The sequence below is a fragment of the Ureibacillus thermophilus genome (assembly GCF_004331915.1).
GTDB classification, from domain to species: Bacteria; Bacillota; Bacilli; order Bacillales_A; family Planococcaceae; genus Ureibacillus; species Ureibacillus thermophilus.
Window position 1 is genome coordinate 1,183,301 of the sequence record NZ_CP036528.1, and the last position, 26,379, is coordinate 1,209,679.

The window sequence follows — 26,379 nt, forward strand, 5'->3', positions numbered from 1 at the left end:
ATAGTTAATGTTTTTTATCATCCATTCATACACTTCATTAAAATCAACTGCAAGGAAAGGAGACTCTCCCAAATGGATTTGTTGACTGTTCGAAATTTGCATGTCGGATTCCGTATCAACGATGAGTTTTATGATGCAGTAGATGGAGTTTCCTTTACATTAAAAAACAATGAAATACTTGCCATTGTCGGGGAGTCAGGTTGCGGGAAAAGCACCCTTGCAACTTCTATCATCGGACTTCATCATGAGAGAAATGTGCGGGTAACGGGAGAAATCCTTTTCAAGGAGCGCAATCTTCTGGAATGTACCGAAGAGGAAATGAACGAGATTCGCGGTGCTGAAATCGCGATGATTTTCCAAGATCCTTTATCCGCCTTAAATCCTTTGATGCGGATCGGGGAACAAATTGAAGAAGCGTTGATCTATCACACTGACTTCACAAAAGAGGAGCGGGAAGAGAGAGTTTTACAGTTGCTAAAACAGGTCGGCATCTCAAGAGCTGAACAGGTGGCAAGGCAATTTCCTCATCAGTTGTCAGGGGGAATGAGGCAGCGGGTGATAATTGCCATGGCCATCTCATGCAAACCGAAAATCATTATTGCCGATGAACCGACGACTGCTTTAGATGTAACGATACAGGCGCAAATTTTAGATTTGATGAAAGAACTGCAAGCTGAAACAGGTGCAGGCATTATATTAATCACCCATGATTTAGGGGTCGTGGCAGAAATGGCCGACCGGGTATTGGTCATGTATGCAGGTGAAATCATTGAAGAAGCCCCAGTAAAAAAATTATTGAGCCAGCCAAAACATCCTTATACACGTTTATTATTCCACTCGATGCCACAACTTCACTCCACAAACGAACACCTCCATGTTATTGAAGGAATGGTTCCATCGCTGATTCATTTGCCGAGAACTGGATGCAGATTTGCCCACCGCATTCCATGGATTCCAAACGAAGCTCATGAAGAACATCCAACATTTCATCAAATTTCAAAGGACCATTTTGTCAAATGCACGTGCTGGAAATTTTTCCGGTTTCGGGAGGAAAAGGGGGAAGCAAGTTGAGCTTCATGCAAGTCGTTGATTTAAAAGTGCATTATCCGATTCGCGGGGGATTTTTTAATTCCATCATTGATTGGGTGTATGCAATAGACGGCATTGATATGGAATTAGAAAAAGGAAAAACATACGGGCTGGTGGGGGAGTCGGGCTGCGGAAAATCGACAACAGGAAAAGCAATCATTGGCCTTGAGAAAATCACATCGGGAAAAATTTTTTTTGAAGGGGAAGATGTGACAAAGGAGAGGAAATCCCGCACCTCCCATTTTCACCGGGAAGTGCAAATGATTTTCCAAGATTCCCATTCGAGCTTAAACCCGAGAAAGCAGATTCGTGATATTTTGGCAGAACCGATTCGGAATTTTTTAAATTTAACGCCGCATGAAGAACGGAAAAAGATTGATGAACTCCTTGAAATCGTCGGATTGCCGAGCGAATCGAAAGAGAAATACCCCCACGAATTTTCAGGAGGGCAAAAACAGCGGATTAATATTGCAAGAGCCCTTGCCACCAATCCAAAGCTAATCATTGCCGATGAGCCGGTTTCCGCCCTTGATTTGTCCGTACAGGCGCAAGTGCTTAACTTCATGAAGGATGTACAAAAGAAATTTGGATTAACGTATTTATTCATTTCCCACGATTTAGGCGTTGTAAAGCATATGTGCGACTATATTTACATCATGTATAAAGGAAGATTTGTAGAGTGCGGTACGAAGAAAGATATTTACGAAAATCCGAAACATCTTTATACGAAGCGACTTCTTGCATCCATTCCATCGCTAATACCGGTTGGGAGAGAAAAGCGAAAGCAGGCAAGGCAAGAGTTTGAAAAAGTATATGAACAGCATATTCATAAAGCCTTTGATGAAAATGGACGAGTGTTTGATTTAATTCCGATTTCCAACACCCATTATGTTTCGGCGGCGAGCGCAAAGGAGGTCGTGTAAATGTGGAAAACGATTGTGCGGCGTTTGCTCCTGATGATTCCTCAGTTAATGGCCCTAAGCATCATCGTGTTTGTGATGGCGAAGATGATGCCGGGGGACCCGTTTACAGGCATGATTACGCCGGAAACAGACCCTGAGCGGATAGAAGAGTTAAAAGAAGAGTTGGGATTAAATGATCCGCTGCCAGTGCAGTATGTCCAATGGGTGAAAAATGCGCTGAAAGGGGATTTTGGCATGAGCTATACCTTTCAGCGGGATGTGGCTTCCTTGATTGGGGAGCGGGCGATGAACACTTTTTGGCTGTCTTTTGTCAGCGTTATTTTGTTGTATTTGATTGCCATACCATTAGGGATTTTGGCGGGGCGATACCAACAATCGAGGTTGGATAAATTCATTGTGTTTTATAGCTTCATCACCTATGCCATTCCAACCTTTGTGCTTTCCTTATTGTTTTTATATATTTTCGGCTATACATTGCAATGGTTTCCAACAGGAGGCAGCGTTGATGTGGAAGTTGAACCAGGAACTATCCAATACATATGGAACCGATTTTACCACATCCTCCTTCCAGCCATTACCTATGCCATTTTAGGTACGACCGGAGTCATCCAATATTTGCGTTCGGAAATCATTGATGCGAAAACGATGGATTATGTAAGAACCGCCAAAAGTAAAGGCGTTCCGATGAGAAAAATTTATACGAAGCACATTTTTCGAAACTCCTTTATTCCGATTGCGGCTTTTTTAGGATTTACCATTACCGGTCTTCTTGGCGGGTCGATTTTTATTGAAACGATTTTCGGCTATCCCGGAATGGGACAATTGTTTGTTCAATCCATTGCCTCAAGGGATTACAGCGTGATTTGTGCTTTAGTCATGTTATATGGGTTTTTGACGTTGCTTGGAAGCCTTCTTTCAGACATTATTTTAAGCATTGTGGATCCTCGCATTCGCATTGAATAGAGAAGAGAGGATGGTGGAACAATGAGACGTAAGAAGAAAAGATACCGCAAAAAAGGCCGCAATGTGGTGTTCCGCGAATTTCAAAAGGATAAAATCGCCATGGTTTCCCTCATATTATTAGTAATTTTTATTTTCTTTGTTTTTATCGCTTCTCTTTTCATCGACCAAGAAGCATTGATGCGCATTAATTTATATGACCGCTATAGTCCGCCGGGGGAAAAGTATATACTTGGCGCAGACCAGGGGGGCAAAGATATTTTAGGACAATTAATTATCGGCGCGAGAAACTCCATTCTCATCGCTCTTGCCATTACCCTTTTGACCAGCTTGATTGGCATTGTGGTAGGGCTCATTTGCGGCTATTTCGGTGGATGGGTTGATCATATCATCATGAGAATCATTGATTTTTTCGTTACAATCCCATCGCTATTGTTCATTATTGTTTTTGTAACCCTTGTGCCGAAATATACAGTCACTTCTTTCATATTGACTATGAGCCTCTTTTTATGGACAGGAACGGCGCGTCTTGTTCGGTCCAAGGCTTTGTCTGAAAGCAAAAGGGATTATGTGAGCGCATCGAAAACTCTTGGTACAAGCGATTTTGTCATCATTCGGCGGGAAGTTGCGCCGAATTTAAGTTCCTTATTAATTGTCGAAATGACGTTGAATTTTGCAGGCAATGTCGGAATTGAAACGGGCTTGTCTTACTTAGGATTTGGACTGCCGCCAACGACTTCTTCATTGGGAACTTTGGTAAGTTACGCAAACAATCCAGCTGTATTGCAGCAGTATTGGTGGGTATGGCTTCCGGCATCTTTATTGATTTTATTTATGATGTTGGCCATCAATTATATCGGCCAAGCATTAAGAAGATCTGTAGATGTGAAGCAGCGGTTAGGTTAATGAAATATCGACAGCATCAAGGGAGGACATCATGAGACGAATACTTTTACTTTGCTTTGCAATCGTATTGATGACAGCACTGACTGGTTCAAATGTTTATTCCAAAAATGTGATGCTGCCAACATCTGTCACAAACGAAGGAACACCCATCAAAGGAGGCATTTTAAAAGTAGGAATTGTAAAAGACGAGCCTTTCCAGGGGGTGTTTTTGGCGGAACTTTATGAAAACCGATACGACGCGGCAATTATGAGTTATGCTTCTAATTCCATTTTTGAAATGGATGGGGATTTTTTAATTAATGATGAAGGCATTGCATCAATGGATGTGGACCAAAAGGAGAATAAGGTGACCATTACCATCCGGAAAGGTGTGCGATGGTCCGATGGAGAGCCGCTGAAAATAGAAGATTTAATTTTGCCTTATGAAATCATTGCCCATCCGGATTATACGGGCGTCCGCTACGATACGGAATTTAGAAATATCATCGGGGTGGAAGAATATCATGAAGGAAAAGCCGATACCATCTCCGGCATCCGAAAAATCGATGACCACACTTTGGAAATCCGATTCAAAAAGTTGTCGCCTGCGATATTTTCCGGCGGTGATGGATTATGGACTTATGCGGCGCCAAGTCATCAGCTGAAAGGCATTCCTGTTAAGAAGTTGATAGAATCTGACGCCGTGCGAAAAAATCCTGTGACATTGGGGCCTTTTAAATTCCATAAAATTGTTCCCGGCGAATCGGTGCAGTTTGTGAAAAATCCATACTATTGGAAAGGCGAACCGAAGTTGGACGGCGTATTTGTGGAAGTCGTTCCATCCAGCTCTGTGTCTGTTGCCATTGGCTCAGGAAAGTATGATATCGTTACAGGATTCAGTGCAACGAAATGGCCGGAAATCCAAAAGTATGACAATATTGATATTTTAGGACGTCCTGAATTATATTACTCTTATTTAGGATTCAAGCTGGGAAAATGGGATCCGAAAACTCGGGAAGTAGTGACGGATTTAAATTCGACGCCAGTGGGAGACCAAGCTTTAAGGCAGGCGATGGGGTACGCATTAGATGTGGAAGCGGTATGCGAAGTGCTCTTTTTCAATTTCCGGCAAAGAGCCAATTCTTTAATTCCACCAGCCTTTAAAACTTATCACGATGCAAGTGTTAAAGGATATACTTATGATCCGGAAAAAGCAAAGAAAATTTTAGATAAGGCCGGCTATATTGACATTGATGGAGATGGATTTAGGGAAGATCCAAAGGGAAATAAACTGGAAATTAAATTTGCTACAATGGCTGGCGATACGATACAAGATGAAATTGCCGCCTATTATTTGCAAAACTGGCGCGATGTGGGGTTAAATGTCACGCTGACGAACGGAAGACCGATTGAAGTTAATGCTTTTTATGACAAGGTGGAGGCAGATGATCCGGATATTCATGTTTTTATGGCTGCATGGGGAACAGGAACAAACCCTTCGCCTTCAGGGCTGTATGGAAAATCGGATGCCTTTAACTTTAGCCGTTATACTTCGAAGTTTTTAGAGGAAACGATTCAAAAAATTGATTCTCCGGAAGCCTTTGACCAATCCTACCGAGCGGAGCAGTTCCGCATTTGGCAGCAATACATGGCGGAAAAAGCGCCGGTGATTCCTCTTCAATTCAGCTATGAAATCGTTCCGGTAAATAAACGGGTGAAATATTACAGCATCGATTATGAAAATCCGGTCGAATTGCATGAAATTGAGTTGTTGGAAAAATAGGTGATATGTTCATAAAAACTGTCGATATTGTCACAAAACTAGGTAATATGTTCACAAAAAATGTCAATATTGACATAAATACCGAGAAAAAAGTGTTGATTTCCTGTAAATTAAAAAATTTTAAAGAGGTTGGGACAAATCTAAAAAAACATCATTTTCTCTTTGGAGAAAATGATGTTTTTTTGATATGTTATCAAAACTTTTTCAACTGGCCCTTTAATTTTTTGTTTATGTCCCAGCCCCTTTTAAATTTTTATTCTTTATAATCTTGATCCGTAAAGAAAATGGCTAATGTGCCTGGGCCGGAATGGGAGCCTATAACGGCGCCTACCATCGTTACATCAAAACCTTTTGGATGAAGTTTAGCTTCAATTAACTTTTTCAATTCTTCTACCGTTTCTAAGTCATCCCCATGGGAGATGCCGACAATTTTATTTGAAAAATCTCCGCCTCGTTCAGCCATCATTTCGACCATTCGGGCAAGAGCTTTCTTTCTTCCTCTTACTTTTTCAAGAGGAATGAGTTTTCCATCTTCCACGTGCAAAATTGGTTTAATGCTCATCAGTCCGCCGAAAAATGCGCTGGATTTGGAAATTCGTCCGCCTCTTGCTAAATAATCAAGATTTTCAACAGTGAAAATATGCTGCATATGGTTTGCATAGTTTTCCACTTTTTCTGCAAGTTCATCAAAAGGCACGCCAGCATCTCTTAATTCCACAGCTTTTTTTACCACTAGCCCTTGTCCAAGGGATGCGCATTTTGTATCAATAATGTTTAATTTAAAATCAGGATATTTTTCCCGCAGCTGCTCGGCAATCATGACCGCTGTGTTATAAGTGCCTGAAAGTTGGGAAGAAAAGCTGATATAAATCCCTTCTTCGCCTTCTTTTGCGTATTTTTCAAATGTATTGTAAAAATCTTCTGGCGATACTTGGGATGTTTTAGGTGCTGCTCCTTTTCTCATTTCATCATAAAATTCTTTTAAATCGACGCCAATGATGTCTGGATATTCCTGATTATTTAGATGGACTCTTAAAGGGAATAAAACCACATCATGCTCATCAAAAAATTTTTTTGGCAAATCGCTACCGCTATCTGTAAATAGTATCATTTTGCTCTCCTTTCCATCTTACCCTTCACAAAATTTGGTAAGAAGGGTGTGTCTTGATGATGGAATCAAATCCTCATTATGTTAATTTTAATCGTTCTATTAAGAAATTGGCAATGCCGTCTTCATTATTTGTTCCGGTTACTTCATTGGCGATGCTTTTTAATTCTTGGATGCCATTGCCCATCGCGACCCCAATGCCTGCATAATCAATCATTTCTAAATCGTTGTCTTCATCTCCAAAGGCGATGATGCGCTCCCTTGGAATTCCCAAGTATTTCGCAATTAGTGAAACGCCGATAGCTTTGTTCAATCCTTTTCTCACCACTTCAATAATGTTGAAAGGTGCACCCCAGCGCCGATGTTCAATGAGTTCCGCATGTACTTCCTGCAAATGCTGACGAATCAAGGGCACGTTCGTTTCAGCGGCATGAATCAATAAGCTCGTCGGATTTTCATTTAAGTTTCCACGCAAATTCCCGATAGTTACTTTTGGGTTTCCCATTTTAAATATATCCATCATTCGTTGGTCTTCCACATGAATATACACATCATCAATCACTTCTGCAATTAAGTTTTTGTATTGATATTTATCAACAGAGTCAATAACATTGTGCACCACTTTCATATCAATGGGGGTGTGAATGACTTGCCAAGAAGGATTTTTCGGGTGATGTATATAAGCTCCGTTGAAGTTTACAATCGGAGTCGTTAAATCTAATTCCTGATAATAAAGATTGCTTGCCCGGAATGGTCTTCCAGTGGCAATCATCACATGATGACCGGCTTCTTTCGCTTTCATCAATGTTTGTTTTGTTTTTGGAGAGATGGTCTGATTATCTGTCAGTAAAGTACCATCCAAGTCCAATACAATTAAATGTTGTTTCATCGAAAGTCCCCTTTCTGTTTTTACGATTTTATCGCGGCCTTTTGAATTCGTCAAAATTTATCATTTTTGGTAACATTACTAAAGATAGGTTTGAAGGAGTGAGGTTAATGATAGTAGATGATGAACGTTGGCAAGATATTCCCTTAATTCATGTTTATACGGAAGAAATGAATGAGCGTTCACCTGTACTTATATTTTTACACGGATTTTCCAGTGCAAAGGAGCACAATTTGCATTATGCCTATCAATTAGCGAAAAAAGGCGTTCGTGTCATTTTGCCGGATGCAAAGCTTCACGGCGATCGAGCCGATCATTGTTCCGAAGAGAAATTGAATTTGAAATTTTGGGATATTGTTGTGAATTCTATACATGAGCTTGGCAAGTTATACGATGAAATCCAGCTGCGTTTTCAGCCAGAGAAAATAGGTGTTGCCGGAACAAGCATGGGCGGAATTACTACTTGCGGCTGTTTGAAGAAATATGATTGGATTGATGCGGCTGGCGTTTGCATGGGGGCGCCTGGATACAGTGCCTTCGCGGAGTATCAAATTCAACAATTTGAACAAGCGGGTATTCCACTTCCTTTATCCGATGAGCAAATCGAACAAATACATAATGTTCTTTTTGAATATGATATAACAAAAACGCCAGAACGATTAAACAATCGACCTGTAATTTTTTGGCATGGAAAAAAAGATACAACCGTTCCAATGGACAATGCATTACATTTTTACGAAACAACACGTCCATACTATGTACATCCGGAACGTTTGCAATTTATGATCGATGAAACACAAGGGCATAAGGTGAATCGGGCTGGTATGCTTGCGGTGACGGATTTCCTTGCAAGGCATTTAAAAGACTAAATTTTTGTAATTTTATTTATTGTGTAGTATCATGGTTGAGAATAGTTATCGTTTTCGAAATGGAAGGAGCGATGAATGATGGCAATGGATGCTGATTTGAAGGAAAATATTCTTGGTGCTTTAGAAAACGTGATTGACCCTGAATTGGGGATAGATATAGTGAATTTAGGTTTAGTTTATGATGTGGACATGGATGAAGAAGGGGTTTGCAAAATTACAATGACCTTGACTTCCCTTGGTTGTCCACTTGGTCCGGTTATCGTGGATCAAATTAAAACAGTGCTAAGTGAATTGCCAGAAATCAAAGATGTGGATGTCAATATTGTATGGAATCCACCTTGGAATAAAGATATGATGTCCCGTTATGCAAAAATGGCATTAGGAATTCGCTAATGTAATGATTAAAATATGGATGGACTCATATAATTGGGATAAAATAATTAGTCCAAATTAGGCATTTCCGATACTCCCTCATTTTAATGGAGCGAATTGGTAAAACAAAAGAGTTTTGCCGATTCGCTTTTTTTGTGCTGTTACAAAATGGCCATTAGAATTTTTCATATTTTTAACATTCTCTTTCATCTTTTTTCACAACTTCTTTGTATAGTAGAAACCGTAGAGCTGATACTAGTAAAACTACGGAAGGAGAAAAATGAATGAAGAAATTTTTGACACTCGTCATGCTGCTAGCCATGTTCACATTAGCTGCTTGTGGACAATCGGACCAATCTTCCAATAATGAAGAATCAAAAAATACAACTCAAGAAGAAACAAGCACTGAACAACAAAATAAAAAAGACACAACAACAGCAGAAGTATCCAAACCTGATCCACGATTACAAGAGCCAACCGAACATACAGTTTGCGAAATGTGCAATATGAAAGTTTATGAAGCGACTGATGAATTAGGAAAATTTACTGGCCAAGCCATTAAAGAAGATGGTTCCATCGCTTTCTATGATGATATTGGCTGTTTATTGAATGCTGAACTTGCCCACAATGAAAAAAATCAAAAATATGTGCGTGATTATAATACATTGGAATGGGTGCTTGTAGATGATGCAACAATCGTTAAAACCGATTTAAAATCACCTATGAACTGGGGCTATGTATTCTTTAAAAACAAAGAAGATGCAGAAAAATTTATTGCTGAAAATAGCAGCTACAAAATTGTGGAACTAGATGTTGTGAAACAGGAAGCAAAAGAAAGACGTGAAGCGAAGTTGAAAAAACAGGCAGAACAGCAGCAGCAACAACAAAATGGAAATATGGATAGTATGTCCCATGAAGGACACAGCCATTCATAAAATATACAAGGTTAGGCCGTCTAAAGCGATTTTAGACGGCCCAATCCCATTTGAAAGTAGATGATCAAAATGCGTACTATGATTAGCTGCCTGTCTTTTCTTCTTTTCTGTTTGGCATATGTACATGAAGCGGAGGCAAAGGCCGATTTGCAATCCATCCTTGAGCATCAGGAAGAGGGAGCGACAATTTATATTCCGGCTGGTATATATGAAGGAAATTTTACTATCAGCAAGGAAGCAACCATTATAGGAGATGGAAAAGTGGTCTTAAAACCTAAAAATCCAAAAGAACCTGTTCTCACGATTGCGGAAGCTAAACATGTCTACCTTCAAAATGTACAAATAAATGCACCGGGAACAGGAATGATGATTAAAGATTCTCATCATGTTCAGCTTTCCAATCTTTCAATGAGTTCCGTTGAGAGCGGTGTGGAAATCTATCAATCCCAACATATCAGCATTGAAGAGATTTCGGTAACCGGAAATGATCGGCATTTTGCCAATAAAGGAAACGGCATTGCCGTCTTTAACAGTTCTGACATTTTCGTTAAAAACAATAAAATTGATAAAGTGCAAGATGGTATTTACATTGAAAATGTTCAAAGGATTACAGTTGTTGGAAATGAGGTAGAAAACAGCCGATATGGAACCCATTTTATGTACAGCAAAGATGCGGAAGCCTATGGAAACCAATTCCGAAAAAATGTAACGGGCTTTATGGTCATGATGACGGAAAATGTGGACTTTTCCAACAACGCAATTTCTTACCAAAATGGATTTAATGGGACGGGCATTACTTTATATGAAGTAAAAAATATTCATATTCAAAACCATGCCGTTTCAGGAAATCGGGTTGCAATCTCTATTCAAAAGTCTACAGGAGCGAATATTACCAACAATCGGTTTCAAATGAATCAAACGGCGATTGAAGCGGTTCAGTCAGATACGAATCTAGTAATGAAAAACGTCTTTGTTGGAAATTTAGTGAATGTCCGTTCCGATGTGAAGGGCATTCAGTTAAAGGAAAATTATTTTGATGATTATTCAGGAATTGATCTTAACGATGACGGCATTGGAGACGAATCCTATGCAGCATTGCAAAGCTTTGGCCAGTGGATGGTTAGAAAGCCGGTTTATCAATATTATGTGGAATCACCAAGCGTCGTCTTATTAAATCAAATCGACCAACAAACGAATAAAACGGCTAAGCAATTACTGGTCGATGAAACGCCGGCAACCAACTTTGAAAAAGACCATGCAGTTCATTTTCAATTGCATTGGCCGCAGCTCGTCGTTGGTTGGATATTAATGATTGGCTGCATCATGATTTGGAGAAGGAGTGTCATTGTATGAAATGGAAAATAATTGCGTTCACTATATTCATGTGTTTTTTACTCGTTGGTTGCACCGAACAAGCTTATGAACCGAAAGAAATGAATAAAGAGACGGATATTTGTAAAGTATGCAATATGGGGATTGCCTTTGAAGATTATGCCGGACAGCTTATTTATAAAAACGGCGATTATGAAGTGTTCGATGATTTAGGATGTTTAGTGGAGTTTTTGAAGGATGTCGATGAATCGGATGTGGGTGCCGCTTTTATTAAAAGTGCAGATGGAGAAGAATGGCTATCAGTTGAAGAGGCGACGTATGTGTATTCAAAAGATTACTGGACGCCAATGAACTATGGAGTGCTTGCTTTCCCTTCAAAAGATGCTGCGGAACAATATATGAAAGAACATGGGGAAGGCGAAGTATTATCCTATGAACAACTAGATGATTTTCAATGGGGAATTCATCACTGATGCTTGGGAAACTGATTATACTAGAATGGAAACAAATGCTCCGCAGCAGATGGATGCAGCTTGTGGCTATTCTATTCATCTTTGTTTTTGTTTCCATCGTCATGATACAGCAATTAGCTTTGCCGGATATTGAAGGTTTTACAAGGCAAACGGCTTCTTTTTTGAATTTGCTCTTATTTTTATTGCCGCTCTTTACCTTGACCATTGGTGGAATGAGCGTGGCCGGCGATGTAGAATCCGGATGGTTTTCTTTGTTAAGAACTTATCCGATGAAAATTTGGCAATATGTGTTTGGGAAGTTTTTTGCCCTTGTTTGTTCGTTTATTTTTATCGTGCTTTTAGCGCTTGGGGTCGTTTTTGCATTGGGAGGATTATTTGGCAGCGTCAAAGTGCCCTATGAATTTTTGGTGATTGCTTTCTGTTTAATATTGATTTTTTCAGCAATAGCCATCATGCTTGGAAGTTTAGCCAAAAATCGATTACATAGTTTAGCGATTTCCCTTGTTGTATGGGCATTGCTGTTGTTGCTTCTTTCGTATTTAATAATGGCGATTGGCACGGTTGTTCCCGGCCATGTGCTGCAAAAATTGACGATTATGATGCTGCATATAAACCCTGTTGATTGGCTTCGTTTTGGTTATTTCCTGCTTTCTGGCCAAACTACTGTGCTTGGACCAACCTATTATGATTTAATTTCTTTTTATGAATCTATTGCTGGCATCGCGGTGTTCACTGCATTGTCTTTGCTATGGATAATTGTTCCGTTAATCTTTGCCGCAATCAAATTAAAGAAATTAGGTGTTCAAGAATGATTGTAGAAGCAAGAAATATAAAGAAGATTTATAAAAATAATCGGGGACTTCATGAAGCGGATTTTACGATTAGAAAAGGGCGCATTGTTGCTCTGGCAGGCGGCAACGGGGCAGGGAAAAGCACGCTTATCCGTTTGTTGACAAAGCAAGAAAAGCCAACAAGCGGGGAGTTTATTTGGCATCAGGATGGACTTGTCCGATATATGCCCGATGATGTGGATTTTCCTTCTACATTGACCGCAGAAGAAGTGTTAGGATTGCTTGCTTCATTAAAAAAAGTAGACCGGTCTTTGCAAGATGAAATATTAAAGCAAGTCGGACTGTATGAAGTAAAAAAGCAGAAAGTGTCTTCCTTTTCAAAGGGAATGCGGCAGCGATTAAATTTAGCCCAAAGCCTGATTGGGGGAAACGGTTTAATTATCATGGATGAGCCGACAAATGGACTGGATCCTTATTGGATTTCCCGACTAAAAGAAATCATGATGGAAGAAAGGAATCGGGGAGCGACGGTGTTGTTTTCGACCCATATGCTCGCTTTTGCGGAACAATTGGCCGATGACGTGCTGATTTTACATGAAGGAAGAATCATTGCAGCAGGAGAGGTGGAACAATTATTGGTGGAAAGCCGCTGCCATCATTTAGAAGAACTTTGGCTGCAGAAAATTGAACTGTGAGTTATCGCCATCAAAAAACATACTAAAAAGAGCGAATTGGAATTTCTTCATCCAATCGCTCTTTTTGAATTTTCAGATTAATCGATGCGGCAAATCGTTAGCGGACAGTCTTCGCAGCAAATTTCCTTTTTCAAATAATCTAAATCATGGATGGTAATGATGCTTTTTTCAAAGGATATAATCCCTTGTTTTTTCAGGTCATTGAGCATCCGATTGACCATTTCACGGCTTGTGGAACATAGGTTGGCAAGATCCGTATTCGTTAAATTAATATTGATATGAATATCGTTATTGTCATCCAATTTTCCATACGTATTGGCAAGCCGAATTAACGTGGAATAAAGGGCGCCTTTTTTGCCATGCAGCACTATATCCCGCAAAATGCTTTGGGTTTTCATATGTTCTGTTTGAAGCCATCGAATATATTCAATCATCAATGTTGGCTGCTCCGTTAATAACATTTCTAAATTATCTTTTTTTATAGATAACAGCTCGGTATTGATAAGAGCTTTGGCAGACATGGTATGAATGACTGGAGACCCAAAAACCGCGCATTCTCCAATCAATGAGTTCGGACCGCAAATTCTTAGGGTTAATTCTTTTCCGTTTTCCGTCTCTTTATTGATTTGTACAGAGCCTTTTAAAATAAGGTAGAGCTCATTGGCATTTTCGCCTTCCTGGAAAATATGATTGCCTTTTTCGACTTTCACTTGCAAGCCATGTTTTTCAAATAAAGTCTGGAAATTCATCGGAACCTTTTCGATTAAGACCATTTAAACATCACATCCTTATAACTGATGTATAGGTTCCATGAAAACGAACATAAAACCTATATATATATTACCACATTTCACTCATGCAAATATTGAAAATTTTGAGAGCAATTATTTGCAATTATTGGTTATTAAAATTATAATCAATTTAGTCAAAAAAGGTCAAACTGTTTCAAAGAGGTGGTTGTATGCAGTTGCAACAGGAAGATAATCGCAGTGCTTTAGAAAAATACGGTCGCAACTTAAATGAAGAAGTGAAAAAAGGAAAAATTGATCCTGTCATTGGACGCGATGAAGAAATTCGAAATGTGATCCGTATTTTATCCCGAAAAACAAAAAACAATCCAGTGTTGATTGGAGAGCCTGGCGTCGGAAAAACTGCCATTGTGGAAGGGCTTGCGCAGCGAATTGTCCGGAAAGATGTGCCGGAAGGACTGAAAGACTGCATAATTTGGGAATTGGATATGAGTTCTTTAATTGCAGGGGCCAGCTTCCGAGGACAATTTGAGGAACGGTTGAAAAGCGTATTAAAAGAAATTCGTGAATCCGAAGGGCGCATGATTTTATTCATCGATGAAATTCATACAATTGTTGGAGCTGGACGGGCAGAAGGTTCAATGGATGCAGGGAATATTTTAAAACCGATGCTTGCTCGAGGAGAATTGCACTGCATTGGAGCAACAACGCTGGATGAATATCGAAAATATATTGAAAAAGATCCAGCTTTAGAACGAAGATTTCAACAAGTCATGGTGAGAGAACCTTCTGTGGAAGATACGATTTCCATTTTGCGTGGATTGAAAGAGCGTTTTGAATTGCATCATGGAGTCAGAATCCACGACCGTGCGATCATTGCAGCTGCTCAGCTGTCCAATCGCTATATTACAGACCGCTTTTTGCCGGATAAAGCCATTGATTTAATTGATGAAGCTTGTGCCATGATTCGTACGGAAATTGATTCCATGCCACAAGAATTGGACGATGTGACGCGCCGGGTTATGCAGCTGGAAATTGAAGAACAAGCTTTAGTGAAAGAAACGGATGAAGCGAGCAAAAAACGGTTGGAAGCTTTGAGGGAAGAATTGCAAGCGTTAAAAGAAGAGCAAAAAGAGCTCCAAAAGAAATGGACTTTTGAAAAAGAAGGCTTAGAGCAATTGCAAAGAAAACGGGAATTGCTCGATGAATACCGCCGTGAGTTGGAAGATGCAGAAAGCAAGTATGATTTGAATAAAGCAGCTGAACTTCGCCACGGTAAAATTCCAGCCATAGAAAAAGAAATTAAACAATTGGAAGAAACGTTGTCAACTGCTTCTGAAAACCGCATTTTGAGAGAAGAAGTGACGGCGGATGAAATTGCAGCTATCGTTTCTCGTTGGACAGGAATTCCTGTGACAAAATTAATGGAAGGCGAACGGGAAAAATTATTGCGTTTAAAAGATACGCTTCATGAAAGAGTTGTTGGCCAAGATGAAGCGGTCAAACTTGTAACAGAAGCGGTATGGCGCGCCCGTACCGGCATGAAAGACCCAAATCGCCCAATTGGTTCATTCATTTTCTTAGGTCCGACAGGCGTAGGGAAAACTGAGCTGGCCAAAGCGTTGGCAGCGCAGCTATTTGATTCAGAAGATCACTTTATCCGAATTGATATGAGCGAATATATGGAAAAACATAGCGTATCAAGACTTGTCGGAGCTCCTCCGGGATATATTGGCTATGAAGAAGGCGGTCAGTTAACGGAAGCGGTTCGCCGCAATCCATATGCTGTTGTCTTGTTGGATGAAATTGAAAAAGCTCATCCGGATGTGGCAAACATTTTACTTCAAATTTTAGATGATGGACGGATTACCGACAGCCAAGGACGGCTTGTGAACTTTACAAATACGGTCATCATTATGACTTCAAATATTGGTTCGCAATATTTATTAGAAGCTGGTTCCCACTTTGATGAAGAAGTAGAAAATGTTGTCATGGTTGAACTTCGCAAACACTTTAAGCCGGAATTGTTAAACCGCATTGATGATATTATTTTATTCCATGCGTTGACGGATGAACATTTCAATGCGATTGCTTGGAAATATATTAAACAATTGCAAGAGAGGGTGGCGGAAAATGAAATCACCCTCATTGTGGATGATGAAGTGGTGGATTGGATTGTGGAAAACGGCGTCGATCCGCAATTTGGGGCTAGACCGTTGAAACGGTTTGTGCAACGCCATGTGGAAACGGCAGTGGCCAAGGAACTTTTGAAAGGGGAAATCCTTCCAGGCAAAACAATGAGAGTTTCATTAAAAGATGGAAAATTGGTCGTTGGTAAAGCTTCAGCTTGAGTTGATTTCGGATCAGCCGTTTTTTTGGATGATGTGCTAATATTTTGGCAATTTTAACGATTAAAGTTCATAAAGAAATAAAAAAAGGGCTGTTCAGAAAGTCGAACACTTTCGGAAACAGCCCTACTTCTTATGGTAATATTCTCTTAAAAACTTTCCCTGCGGAGGTTACAAAACGCGCCTCCTTGTCGCCATTTAACTGCGGCAAAACTCTATAAAGCCGCAAAGGGGGCGTTTTGAAATGACTTTTCAGACACCCCTTTTTTACAATGTATAAGGATTAATGTTCTTCTTTAAGATCTTTTGGAGATTCGCTAGGGATAAGTGCAGCGATAATCCAAACGAGAATCATGAAGATTACAGCGATTACTAAAGCAGTTGTAAGATCGAAAGTTGTTACTCCTAAAATGGAACCAACTACGTAGCTCAACATGGAAATTAACATAATTCCCCAAATGAATGACATAATATATTGCATCTCGTTTCACCTCTATTGCTCTTTAATAACTAGTATATACCTTGTTCATCTTAATAATCATATCATAGTCTGTCAACAATAAACAATAAACTTTTCGTGAACCAAATTTTATATTGTGAAAAATAAAATTATGGTCTATAATTAAGACCAACTACTAATTGCAAGTATAAAATTGGGGGTTAAATGACCATGAATGCTGGAATTCTCGGTTTAGGTAAATATGTTCCGGAGAAAATTGTCACGAATTTGGATTTAGAAAAAATTTTAGATACGAGTGATGAATGGATTCGCACTCGGACTGGAATTCAAGAAAGAAGAATTGCCCGCGAAGATGAGCATTCTTCGGATATGGCTTATGAAGCTGCGAAACAAGCCCTTGAAAATGCTGGAGTTAAGCCGGAAGAAATCGGGTTGATTTTAGTAGCGACGATCACACCGGACCGCGCCTTTCCAAGTGTTGCATGCCAACTCCAGGAAAGACTAGGCGCTGTCAATGCGGCAGCGATGGATCTTTCAGCGGCGTGTTCAGGATTCATTTATGCTTTGGCAACGGCAAAATTATATGTTGAAAGCAACACTTATGATTATGTACTAATTGTAGGGGTAGAAAAATTATCCAAAATCACCGATTGGAACGATCGCAATACAGCTGTTTTATTTGGAGATGGAGCAAGTGCTGCGGTAATTGGAAAAGTTTCAGAAGGGCGAGGCATTTTGGCCTTTGAATTAGGCGCAGATGGAACAGGCGGAAAATACTTAAACATGAATGACGAGAACTTTATTTATATGAACGGACGTGAGGTGTTTAAATTTGCTGTGCGGCAAATGGGTGCAACGGCATTGTCTGTCCTTGAAAAAGCAGGGCTGTCCAAAGAAGATGTGGATTTTTTAGTGCCCCATCAAGCCAATATACGCATTATGGAAGCGGCTAGAGAAAGACTTGAACTTTCGGAAGACAAATTATCGAAACGCATTCACAAGTATGGCAATACTTCCTCTTCATCCATCGGCATTGCATTAAAAGATGAATTAGATGAAGGAAAAATCAAAGATGATGACATTGTTGTGTTAGTCGGATTTGGCGGAGGACTTACTTGGGGCGGCGCTGTCATTCGTTGGGGAAAATAAATAATAGATTTCTCCATTTCATTTATAGTAATTTATAATTATAGTGACTTGTAAGGGGGTAACTAGAGAGATATGAAAAGGAGAGTTGTAGTTACCGGGATTGGTGCAGTAACTCCGCTCGGTAATACAGTAGATGAAACTTGGGCAGCCATTAAAGAAGGGAAATCCGGCATTGGGCCGTTGACAAGAGTAGATGCGGACTTGTTCCCTGTAAAAGTTGCGGCTGAAGTAAAAGATTTTGATATTGAGCAGTATATAGAACGGAAAGATGCTAGAAGAATGGACCGATTCACTCATTTTGCCCTTGCTTCAGCATTGATGGCGGTGAAAGATGCTGATTTAAAAATTACCGACGAAATTGCCGACCGTGTTGGTGTATGGATTGGCTCTGGTATCGGCGGAATGGAAACTTATGAGCAACAATTTGAGACATTCCAAACGCGCGGTCCACGCAGAGTAAGCCCATTCTTTGTACCGATGATGATTCCGGATATGGCGAGCGGACAAGTCTCTATTTATTTAGGGGCAAAAGGTCCGAATGCATGTACAGTTACTGCCTGCGCTTCTGGAACAAACTCCATCGGCGACGCTTTTAAAGTTATTCAGCGCGGCGATGCAGATGTCATGATTACGGGAGGAACGGAAGCACCGATTGTCAAAATGGCTCTTGCCGGTTTCTGTTCGGCAACGGCCCTTTCACTGAACCCAGATCCAAATACCGCTTCTCGTCCATTTGATAAAGAACGCGATGGATTTGTAATAGGGGAAGGAGCAGGGATTCTCGTATTGGAAGAGTATGAATTTGCTAAAGCCCGCGGTGCAAAAATTTATGCTGAAATTATCGGTTATGGAGCAACAGGTGATGCATACCATATTACAGCTCCTGCACCAAATGGGGAAGGTGCTGCCCGCGCCATCAAACAAGCCATTCATGATGCCGGCATCGACCCTACAGAAATCGATTATATTAATGCCCATGGTACAAGTACGCCATACAATGATTTATATGAAACGATGGCGGTGAAATCAGTATTTGGAGAGCATGCGTATAAACTTGCCATGAGTTCAACAAAATCCATGACCGGACACTTGCTTGGAGCGGCAGGAGGCGTTGAAGCAATCTTTACGGTTTTAGCCATCCAAGAAGGTATTTTGCCGCCAACTATCAACTTACATAATCCAGATCCAGAATGTGATCTTGATTATGTGCCAAATGAAGCGCGCAAGGCTGAAGTGCGCTATGCTATGAGCAACTCATTGGGCTTTGGCGGACATAATGCGAGCCTTGTGTTCAAAAAACTTGATGAATAAATAAACAAAATGAAAATGCGTTTAGCTAAGTGCTAAACGCATTTTTATTTTCATTGATAAATAACAAAGGAATTAAAGGATGGTGGCATGATTTTCCGATTTATGTTGTTTTTATTCAGCTATGGCATTTGCGTCATTTCTGTAAGCAATCTTTTATTATATTTAAATTACCGAACGCTCGGCTATTCATGGCGCGCCGTCTTTTCCTTTATTTTAAGCGCACCGGAATTGTATTTAATGGGAATTTCATTAGCTGTGTTATTTATTTTGATATTCGACCTATTCCCATCGCGATTTCCATTTTCTTAACAGTTTCATTGGCAATGGCATTGGCTTTTTCAGCGCCTTCATCTAAAATTTTATCCAATTCTTCGGAGTTAATGAGTTCGTTGAAGCGTTCTTGAATTGGCGTCAAGTGTTCGATTAAGGCAGTCGCAACACCTTCTTTAAAGGCGCCGTAGCCAAGCCCTTCGTATTTTTTCACCACTTCATCAATAGATTTGTTAGTAATGGCCGCTTCAATTGTTAATAAGTTGGAGATGCCAGGTTTCTTTTCTTCATCAAAGTAAATAACACCTTCAGAATCTGTAACGGCTGATTTAATTTTTTTCATAATGTCTTTTGGCGTATCGAGCAAACGGATTGTTGCTTTAGTATTTGGGTCGGACTTAGACATTTTTTTCGTTGGTTCTTGCAATGATTTAATGCGCGCTCCTGCTTTTGGCAATTGAATTTCAGGAACTTTCAATACTTCCCCGTAGCGTTTATTGAAACGTTCTGCCAAGTCGCGCGTCAATTCGATGTGTTGTTTTTGGTCCTCTCCAACTGGAACAATGTCTGTATTATATAATAGAATATCTGCTGCCATTAATGGAGGATATGTTAAAAGACCGGCAGAAACGAATTCTTTCCCCACTTTTGCCGATTTGTCTTTAAATTGCGTCATGCGCTCTAGTTCGCCAATGGATGCAATGCATTGAAGCATCCAGCCTGCTTTTGTGTGGGCAGGGACTTCCGATTGAATAAATAATGTTGCTTTTTTAGGATCAATGCCTGTCGCAAGATATGTGGCTGCAAGAGTCCGAATGTTTTGCCGCAATTCTTGTGGTTCTTGTGGAACGGTAATAGCATGTTGGTCCACGATGCAGTAGATGGCGTTTCCTTCATCTTGCAATGCAGGGAATTGCATGAAGGCGCCGATATAGTTACCTAATGTGATGACACCTGTTGGTTGAACTCCTGAAAAGATTGTTTTCATTCATACTACCTCCTATTTTTATCCATAAAAAAACATCATACGGCCAATACTATGTATGTATTGGGACGAATGATGTGAATCCGCGGTACCACCCAGTTTGCCTAAAAAGGCCTCTTGGTTCTTCATAACGTGAAGTGTACGAGCTTTGCTACTTGCTTTCACAAAGCCAACTCGGAAGTCCATTCCATTTGCCCTGTGATCTGTTTGCACCACCCACAGACTCTCTAAACACAGACAGCAAATGTACTATTCTTCGTCATGGTTGTTCCAATATATAATCGCGATAAATTATGAATGAATTATAAAGTAATTTATAGGAAAAATCAAACGGGAAAATTTTTTCATTTTGGAATGAGACCTATAAGAATTGGGTATTACTGTTGTAAGAACAATGTAAAGTCAAATGATTTGTCAATAAATTGCGAATATTCTCGATTATTATCAGTAATTGAGAATGATGAAAAAACAAAATGAAGGAGGTATCTGAATACAAACTTTAGCAATAAAAGAATTTTTTAAAGATTTTCCGATTAAAAAGCAAATTTTTTATAAAACTCTCCATAAAACTAATTTTTTTTAAATATCCTATATTCAAAACGAAAAGATTATTGTATAATTGATACGAAGTTTAAAATAATACTAATTATAAATTAAGAAAGATTGACGCAGGTGCCTATTTTGCACATTGATGCTATATATGAAGATCAAATAGAAGGGAAGTGTAACAATGATTGTAACATTATATACATCACCAAGTTGTACATCATGCAGAAAAGCAAAAGCTTGGCTAGAAGAGCATGATATTCCTTATAGAGAAAGAAACATTTTTTCTGAACCACTTACAATCAGCGAAATTAAAGAAATTTTACGAATGACAGAGGACGGAACAGACGAAATTATTTCAACCCGCTCTAAAGTATTCCAAAAATTAAATATTGATGTAGAAAGTTTACCTTTACAAAAATTATATGAATTAATTCAAGAACATCCTGGACTTCTCCGTAGACCAATTATTTTAGATGAAAAACGTCTTCAAGTTGGTTTTAATGAAGATGAAATCCGCCGATTCTTGCCAAGAAAAGTTCGCGCTTATCAGTTGATGGAAGCACAAAAAATGGTCAATTAATCATAAAAAGTTTCCTGGAAAAGTGTAAATGCAGTCAACTTTGCTTGACTTGTTTACACTTTTTTTATTTTCTAAGAAATTTCATCTTTTTTTACTTAATACTTGATTTAATTGAGGTTGTCATCTACAATTTTCAATAATTCAAATAATTTTATTTGAAGGGGCTTTTTCCTTTTCATTTTCTATATGTCCATCATACAATAGAATCATAGAATAAGACATATAATGATATAAGCGTTTTGTTCTGTATACCGATGGAAAGAATAAGGGGAAAGGCACTTTCGAATTGGGGTGTAATTTGGCTCCGATTCAAACATACTAAATACACGCTTTCGGGTTTTCAACCAATGACTGTGAAGGGAGTTGAAGTCTCATGGACATCGAACGCGTAAATGAAAATACAATCAAGCTCTTTATCACATATCGTGATATAGAGGATCGCGGTTACAGCCGTGAAGAAATTTGGTATAACAGAGCAAAAGGCGAAGAATTGTTTTGGGATATGATTGGTGAAATCAATACAGAAGAATATTTTGATTTAGATGGGCCTATTTGGATTCACGTGAATGCCTCTGAACAAGGGCTGGAAGTGATTGTGACACGTGCCAATGCAACGGATTCCGATCCAAACTCTCTCTTCTCAAATTTTGAAGAACATGAAGCAACCATCGGAAATAAAGACCCATTCAATCCCTTCGATGAAGATGATGTGCTAAACCATGAAGGAATTACAAATATGTCTATATATAAATTCAAGGATATTGATGAAATTGTACCAGTAGCCAATCGACTAGTTGAATACGGGTTAAACAGCTCTTTATATAAATATGAAAATGATTACTACATTGCCATTGATTTTTCGGGCGTGAATGATAGTGCAACTCGCCAAAACATCCGCTCAATATTAAATGAGTTTTTAACAAGTTCCAAAATGACGATTTATCGTTTGCAAGAATATGGAACAACGATTATGGAAGAAGATTGCTTCGAAACAATCGTTCATTATTTTGATTAAATTGTGCCTAATTTAAGGCACTTTTTTTATTTTTGCCTATCTTTTTCCCCTCAAAAAAAAAACTTTCCAATCCCCTCTTGCAGCTATCAATATGGTTACATAAAATGGTAGAAAAGGGGGGGTTTTGTGCTTGTTGCATTGACGGAGAAACAAGAACTATTTGTGCTTCATTCTAATCTTTCTCATGCAGAATTAAGACGTTTGAAAGAAGAGAAAACATTTTTTTGCCCTCAATGCGGCGAACCGCTTCAAATGAAACTGGGGACCATTAAAATGCCTCATTTTGCCCACTATTCAAAAAGCCAGTGTGAATCCCGATTTTCAGAAGGAGAGACCTTCCAACATTTGCAAGGAAAACAGCAGTTATATGAGCTGTTTAAAACCCTACAACTTTTTGTTGAACTTGAGCCGTATCTAAAAGATATACAACAACGTCCCGATTTATTAATTGTGAAAAATAATACGGCTTATGCAATTGAATTCCAATGCAGCTCCATTAATGGCGAGCGTTTTATAGAACGAAATCAGGGGTATGTGCAAAAAGAAATTGTTCCCATTTGGATTCCTTTAACACCCATTCAAAAAGTACAACAATCCCGCTTTCAAAAAATCACCGTTTCCCATCAGCTCCAACTTTTCAGGAATGGTCAAAATCAGCCTAGATATATCATGACCTATCATCCTTCAACTAAACAGTTTTATTATTTCTCCAATCTCCTTCATTTAAATGGAATCAGTTTTATCTCCAAAATTAGCCAAATTCCTTTGCTTCAACAGCATTTTCCATTTTATCAACCCAAGCCTTTAACAACCGATGAATTTTCCTTTATATATAAAGCATACCATCAATTTATAAAAGAAATTTTACAAAGAAAGGTTTTACTTAGCCGCAAAGGTGTCAATGATTTATTTTTGAGAAGCCTTTATGAACTTCGCTTAAATTTTCAAGAACTACCCAATTTTCTTCGAGTTCCGGTGTTCGGCAGCGAAGTGATGAAAGAGTGCGCCGTTGAGTGGCAAACGGAACTTTTGTATTTTCTTCATTTATGCGGCATCAGAGTAAATGCGGTGAATGAACAGACGGTTGCTGAATTTCTCCGGTGGTCTAATCGAGAATGCAGCCGTGAAATCCTTCAGTTGGTCCTTCGATACGCAAACCTTCTGAAGGCATTGGGAATAGAGAATGCAAAAAGTTCAGTGCATGATAGTCATCTGAAAGATTTGCTATATAGGCAATTTCTTGCAACAGAAGTTAAATATTGAGAAAATATGGATGATAAAAAATTTATTATTACGGGGGCATTGCTATGGCAAAAAAACTAATTACACGTGAAGAAGTGCCTGTGGAACTGACATGGGATTTAACTACGATTTTCCCTTCAGACGAGGCATGGGAAGAAGAGTTTAAAGAGCTTGAACAATTAATTCAAGAAGCAGAAAAACATAAAGGGAAAGCGACAGAAAGCGCAAAAGCTTTATATGAAACATTACAATTCAGCGATAAAATTTCAGAACGCTTTGGTAAGCTTTACGTTTATAGCCATTTAAAACATGATGAAGATACAACGAAAAGCAAATATCAAGCGATGGAAAGCCGCGCGCGTTCGCTAGGTGCAAAAATCAATGCAGCATGGTCTTTTTTAACACCTGAAATTTTAACTTTATCGGAAGAACAAATTCAGCAATATTTGGATGAATATGAACCATTGCGCCTTTATACGCAAATGTTTAAAGAATTAAACTTGCAGCGTCCGCATGTGTTATCGGCGGATAAAGAAGCGATTTTAGCCCAATTTTCCGAAGTAACAAGCTCTCCAGGTACAACATTCAGCGCTTTAAACAATGCGGATTTAGAGTTTCCGGTTTTAAAAAATGATGAAGGCGAAGAAGTGCAGCTTACCCATGGAAACTACATCACATTTTTAGAAAGCGAAAACCGGGAAGTAAGAAAAAATGCCTTTAAAGCGATGTATGATACTTACGGCAAATTCATTAACACCTTTGCATCCACTTTGGCAGGCAATGTGAAAGCGCACAATGTGTATGCACGAATCCGCAACTACAATTCTGCCCGTCATCGTGCGCTTAGCAGCAATAATATTCCTGAAAAAGTGTACGATCAATTGATTGAAACGATTCATGAATATTTGCCAGCCCTTCACCGCTATGTAAAGGTTCGCAAAAAAGTGTTGGAACTTGACGAATTGCATATGTACGACCTGTTTGTTCCTCTTGTGAAAAAAGTAAAAATTGATATGCCATACGAAAAGGCAAAAGATATTATGGTAAAAAGCTTTGCTCCATTAGGTGAAGAATATCAATCGATTGTGCAGAAAGGTTTGGACAGCCGCTGGGTCGATGTGATGGAGAACAAAGGAAAACGGAGCGGCGCCTATTCTTCAGGTGCTTATGGAACGAATCCATATGTTTTAATGAACTGGCAAAACAATATCGACAACTTATTCACATTAGCCCACGAATTTGGACACAGTATGCACAGTTACTATACGCGCAAAAACCAGCCATATCCTTATGCGGATTACTCCATTTTCGTTGCGGAAGTGGCATCGACTTGCAACGAAGAATTGCTGTTTGATTATTTATTGAAAACAACCGATGATAAACAAATGAAACTTTACTTGCTCAACCATTGGCTGGACAGCTTCAGAAGCACCGTATTCCGTCAAACCATGTTTGCGGAATTTGAGCACATGATTCACGAAATGGACCGAAACGGGGAAGCCATCACAGCTGAACGGTTAACAGAAATTTATTATGATTTGAATAAACAATACTTCGGTGAAGAAATGACAGTGGATGAGGAAATCGGCTTAGAATGGGCAAGAATTCCACACTTCTATTACAATTACTACGTATATCAATATGCAACAGGGCAAAGTGCAGCGGTTGCATTAAGCCGACAAATTTTAGAAGAAGGAAAATCGGCAGTGGACCGCTATATCAACAATTTCTTAAAAGCTGGATGCTCCGACTTCCCAATTGAAGTATTGAGAAAAGCAGGGGTAGACATGGAATCAAGGGAACCAATTGCCCAAGCTTGCCAAGCGTTTGAGGAAAAATTGAATGAATTAGAGTCTCTGTTATTAAAATAGTGATTTTTCCAGATTTCACATCATGCGCTTAGTGAAAATGCTTCAAAAGGAAATGGTCTTCTCTTTTGAAGCATTTTTTTCTTTTGTTAATATTTTAAAAATATAATAATTTTAGGTTAGCGATTTTATAGATTGTGAACGAAATTTGAAGGGAATAAACTCCAAAGTATAGGTCATTTTTGCTTAATATTTCTGTATTTTTCGAAAGATGGATGAAAGTGTTTACAATATGTCGAATTTGTGAATTTCGATACATATCTATTGCACAAATTATTATTCCATGATAAATTATAAAACGTGAAATAAATCACATATCAAACATACACCCCTTTGTTTGAACGTGAACATTTCTCCCATCCCCTTTGTGTAAAGAGGCATTTGCAACTGGCAAATGCCTCTTTTACATTAGTGCGCCTGGCATGGGTGTAATCTATAGGGTGTAAGTCCTGAACTGTGAAGGCAGAAGTAACAGTTAGCTTAACGCAAGGGTGTCCGTGGTGACGCGGAATCTGAAGGAAGCGAGCGGCAAACTTCCGGTCTGAGGAACACGAACTTCATATAAGGCTAGGTATCATTGGATGAGTTTGCTAAACAAAACAAAGTCCTTTCTGCCAAAGGTGGTACAGAGTAAATGAAGCAGATAGATGGAAGGAAAGATTACATTCTTACCCGGGGAGGTCTGGCGGATAGGTGAAGTACGCTTCATAACCTACTTAGTGATAAGTAGCTGAACCGTCAGAAGTCAGCAG

At 39.2% G+C, this 26,379-nt stretch carries 25 protein-coding genes and 1 other annotated feature; of the genes, 20 read left to right on the forward strand and 5 right to left on the reverse strand.

The genetic code is table 11. The features are described 5' to 3' along the window. The first annotated feature begins 72 nt into the window (after positions 1 to 72). From DKZ56_RS05800 to DKZ56_RS05820, 5 genes are read left to right on the forward strand one after another with little or no spacing between them, the layout of a single operon-like run. A complete protein-coding gene (locus DKZ56_RS05800) occupies positions 73 to 1,071 on the forward strand; it encodes an ABC transporter ATP-binding protein (protein ID WP_208651798.1) in 999 nt (332 codons plus the stop codon). After that, positions 1,068 to 2,012, forward strand: coding sequence for an ATP-binding cassette domain-containing protein (locus DKZ56_RS05805; protein ID WP_208651799.1), 945 nt, complete (start codon positions 1,068 to 1,070; stop codon positions 2,010 to 2,012). The genes DKZ56_RS05800 and DKZ56_RS05805 overlap by 4 nt, the downstream gene beginning before the upstream one ends. Beyond that, the gene (gene opp4B, locus DKZ56_RS05810) at positions 2,013 to 2,975 is read left to right on the forward strand and encodes an oligopeptide ABC transporter permease (protein WP_208651800.1); all 963 of its coding nucleotides are present in this window, start codon (positions 2,013 to 2,015) and stop codon (positions 2,973 to 2,975) included. It begins immediately after the preceding gene. Positions 2,976 to 2,996: 21 nt separating this feature from the next. Further along, on the forward strand, positions 2,997 to 3,878 hold the full coding sequence (locus tag DKZ56_RS05815; RefSeq protein WP_208651801.1) for an ABC transporter permease: 882 nt from the start codon (positions 2,997 to 2,999) through the stop codon (positions 3,876 to 3,878). A 31-nt stretch (positions 3,879 to 3,909) separates the two neighbouring features. Continuing rightward, on the forward strand, positions 3,910 to 5,640 hold the full coding sequence (locus DKZ56_RS05820; protein WP_208651802.1) for an oligopeptide ABC transporter substrate-binding protein: 1,731 nt from the start codon (positions 3,910 to 3,912) through the stop codon (positions 5,638 to 5,640). 253 nt (positions 5,641 to 5,893) lie between these two features. Here the strand turns inward: DKZ56_RS05820 and DKZ56_RS05825 are convergent, their stop codons facing one another. Both DKZ56_RS05825 and DKZ56_RS05830 read right to left on the reverse strand, forming a co-directional pair. Beyond that, positions 5,894 to 6,751, reverse strand: coding sequence for a DegV family protein (locus DKZ56_RS05825; RefSeq protein WP_208651803.1), 858 nt, complete (start codon positions 6,749 to 6,751; stop codon positions 5,894 to 5,896). A 76-nt stretch (positions 6,752 to 6,827) separates the two neighbouring features. Next, positions 6,828 to 7,637 carry a Cof-type HAD-IIB family hydrolase gene (locus DKZ56_RS05830; RefSeq protein ID WP_208651804.1) on the reverse strand — a complete coding sequence of 270 codons (810 nt, stop codon included), beginning with the start codon at positions 7,635 to 7,637 and terminating at the stop codon, positions 6,828 to 6,830. Positions 7,638 to 7,744: 107 nt separating this feature from the next. On the opposite strand from DKZ56_RS05830, the gene DKZ56_RS05835 reads away from it, so the two are divergent. The 7 genes from DKZ56_RS05835 to DKZ56_RS05865 all read left to right on the forward strand — a co-directional run bounded on the left by DKZ56_RS05835 (position 7,745) and on the right by DKZ56_RS05865 (position 13,101). Then, positions 7,745 to 8,503: a serine aminopeptidase domain-containing protein gene (locus tag DKZ56_RS05835; RefSeq protein WP_208651805.1), complete on the forward strand. Its 759-nt coding sequence runs from the start codon at positions 7,745 to 7,747 to the stop codon at positions 8,501 to 8,503. 84 nt (positions 8,504 to 8,587) lie between these two features. Continuing rightward, positions 8,588 to 8,896: a metal-sulfur cluster assembly factor gene (locus tag DKZ56_RS05840; protein WP_208652178.1), complete on the forward strand. Its 309-nt coding sequence runs from the start codon at positions 8,588 to 8,590 to the stop codon at positions 8,894 to 8,896. Between the two features lie 263 nt (positions 8,897 to 9,159). After that, the gene (locus tag DKZ56_RS05845; RefSeq protein WP_208651806.1) at positions 9,160 to 9,810 is read left to right on the forward strand and encodes a nitrous oxide reductase accessory protein NosL; all 651 of its coding nucleotides are present in this window, start codon (positions 9,160 to 9,162) and stop codon (positions 9,808 to 9,810) included. Between the two features lie 69 nt (positions 9,811 to 9,879). Beyond that, positions 9,880 to 11,163: a right-handed parallel beta-helix repeat-containing protein gene (locus tag DKZ56_RS05850; protein ID WP_208651807.1), complete on the forward strand. Its 1,284-nt coding sequence runs from the start codon at positions 9,880 to 9,882 to the stop codon at positions 11,161 to 11,163. Continuing rightward, entirely contained in the window at positions 11,160 to 11,615 is a 456-nt protein-coding gene (locus tag DKZ56_RS05855; protein WP_208651808.1) for a nitrous oxide reductase accessory protein NosL, read from the forward strand. Before DKZ56_RS05850 ends, DKZ56_RS05855 begins: the two co-directional genes overlap by 4 nt. Then, complete coding sequence (locus DKZ56_RS05860) at positions 11,597 to 12,427, forward strand: ABC transporter permease (RefSeq protein ID WP_245989605.1); 831 nt, start codon at positions 11,597 to 11,599, stop codon at positions 12,425 to 12,427. Before DKZ56_RS05855 ends, DKZ56_RS05860 begins: the two co-directional genes overlap by 19 nt. After that, complete coding sequence (locus tag DKZ56_RS05865; protein ID WP_208651809.1) at positions 12,424 to 13,101, forward strand: ABC transporter ATP-binding protein; 678 nt, start codon at positions 12,424 to 12,426, stop codon at positions 13,099 to 13,101. The genes DKZ56_RS05860 and DKZ56_RS05865 overlap by 4 nt, the downstream gene beginning before the upstream one ends. 77 nt (positions 13,102 to 13,178) lie before the next feature. Here DKZ56_RS05865 and DKZ56_RS05870 read toward each other — a convergent pair whose 3' ends face one another. Then, complete coding sequence (locus DKZ56_RS05870; protein ID WP_208651810.1) at positions 13,179 to 13,874, reverse strand: Crp/Fnr family transcriptional regulator; 696 nt, start codon at positions 13,872 to 13,874, stop codon at positions 13,179 to 13,181. A gap of 188 nt (positions 13,875 to 14,062) precedes the next feature. On the opposite strand from DKZ56_RS05870, the gene DKZ56_RS05875 reads away from it, so the two are divergent. Then, positions 14,063 to 16,201 (forward strand): ATP-dependent Clp protease ATP-binding subunit, encoded by a 2,139-nt coding sequence (locus tag DKZ56_RS05875; protein WP_208651811.1) that lies wholly within the window; start codon positions 14,063 to 14,065, stop codon positions 16,199 to 16,201. A 280-nt stretch (positions 16,202 to 16,481) separates the two neighbouring features. On the opposite strand, the gene DKZ56_RS05880 is transcribed toward DKZ56_RS05875, so the two are convergent. Next, on the reverse strand, positions 16,482 to 16,679 hold the full coding sequence (locus DKZ56_RS05880) for a DUF2929 family protein (protein WP_208651812.1): 198 nt from the start codon (positions 16,677 to 16,679) through the stop codon (positions 16,482 to 16,484). Positions 16,680 to 16,868: 189 nt separating this feature from the next. On the opposite strand from DKZ56_RS05880, the gene DKZ56_RS05885 reads away from it, so the two are divergent. The 3 genes from DKZ56_RS05885 to DKZ56_RS16030 all read left to right on the forward strand — a co-directional run bounded on the left by DKZ56_RS05885 (position 16,869) and on the right by DKZ56_RS16030 (position 19,427). Further along, a complete protein-coding gene (locus DKZ56_RS05885; protein ID WP_208651813.1) occupies positions 16,869 to 17,807 on the forward strand; it encodes a beta-ketoacyl-ACP synthase III in 939 nt (312 codons plus the stop codon). Between the two features lie 72 nt (positions 17,808 to 17,879). Continuing rightward, the gene (gene fabF / locus DKZ56_RS05890; RefSeq protein WP_208651814.1) at positions 17,880 to 19,118 is read left to right on the forward strand and encodes a beta-ketoacyl-ACP synthase II; all 1,239 of its coding nucleotides are present in this window, start codon (positions 17,880 to 17,882) and stop codon (positions 19,116 to 19,118) included. A gap of 102 nt (positions 19,119 to 19,220) precedes the next feature. Beyond that, positions 19,221 to 19,427: a hypothetical protein gene (locus DKZ56_RS16030; RefSeq protein ID WP_465270757.1), complete on the forward strand. Its 207-nt coding sequence runs from the start codon at positions 19,221 to 19,223 to the stop codon at positions 19,425 to 19,427. Here DKZ56_RS16030 and trpS read toward each other — a convergent pair. Next, positions 19,381 to 20,376 carry a tryptophan--tRNA ligase gene (trpS, locus tag DKZ56_RS05895; protein WP_208651815.1) on the reverse strand — a complete coding sequence of 332 codons (996 nt, stop codon included), beginning with the start codon at positions 20,374 to 20,376 and terminating at the stop codon, positions 19,381 to 19,383. The genes DKZ56_RS16030 and trpS overlap by 47 nt on opposite strands. Positions 20,377 to 20,434: 58 nt before the next feature. Next, positions 20,435 to 20,645: a binding site (T-box leader), on the reverse strand. Between the two features lie 461 nt (positions 20,646 to 21,106). On the opposite strand from trpS, the gene spxA reads away from it, so the two are divergent. The 4 genes from spxA to pepF all read left to right on the forward strand — a co-directional run bounded on the left by spxA (position 21,107) and on the right by pepF (position 25,630). After that, positions 21,107 to 21,502: a transcriptional regulator SpxA gene (gene spxA, locus DKZ56_RS05900; RefSeq protein ID WP_181733193.1), complete on the forward strand. Its 396-nt coding sequence runs from the start codon at positions 21,107 to 21,109 to the stop codon at positions 21,500 to 21,502. A 373-nt stretch (positions 21,503 to 21,875) separates the two neighbouring features. Then, positions 21,876 to 22,517: an adaptor protein MecA gene (gene mecA / locus DKZ56_RS05905; RefSeq protein ID WP_208651816.1), complete on the forward strand. Its 642-nt coding sequence runs from the start codon at positions 21,876 to 21,878 to the stop codon at positions 22,515 to 22,517. A gap of 126 nt (positions 22,518 to 22,643) precedes the next feature. Beyond that, positions 22,644 to 23,780, forward strand: a complete 1,137-nt coding sequence (locus DKZ56_RS05910) for a competence protein CoiA (protein ID WP_208651817.1) — start codon at positions 22,644 to 22,646, stop codon at positions 23,778 to 23,780. Between the two features lie 44 nt (positions 23,781 to 23,824). Further along, positions 23,825 to 25,630: an oligoendopeptidase F gene (pepF, locus tag DKZ56_RS05915; RefSeq protein ID WP_208651818.1), complete on the forward strand. Its 1,806-nt coding sequence runs from the start codon at positions 23,825 to 23,827 to the stop codon at positions 25,628 to 25,630. Positions 25,631 to 26,379: the final 749 nt, after the last annotated feature.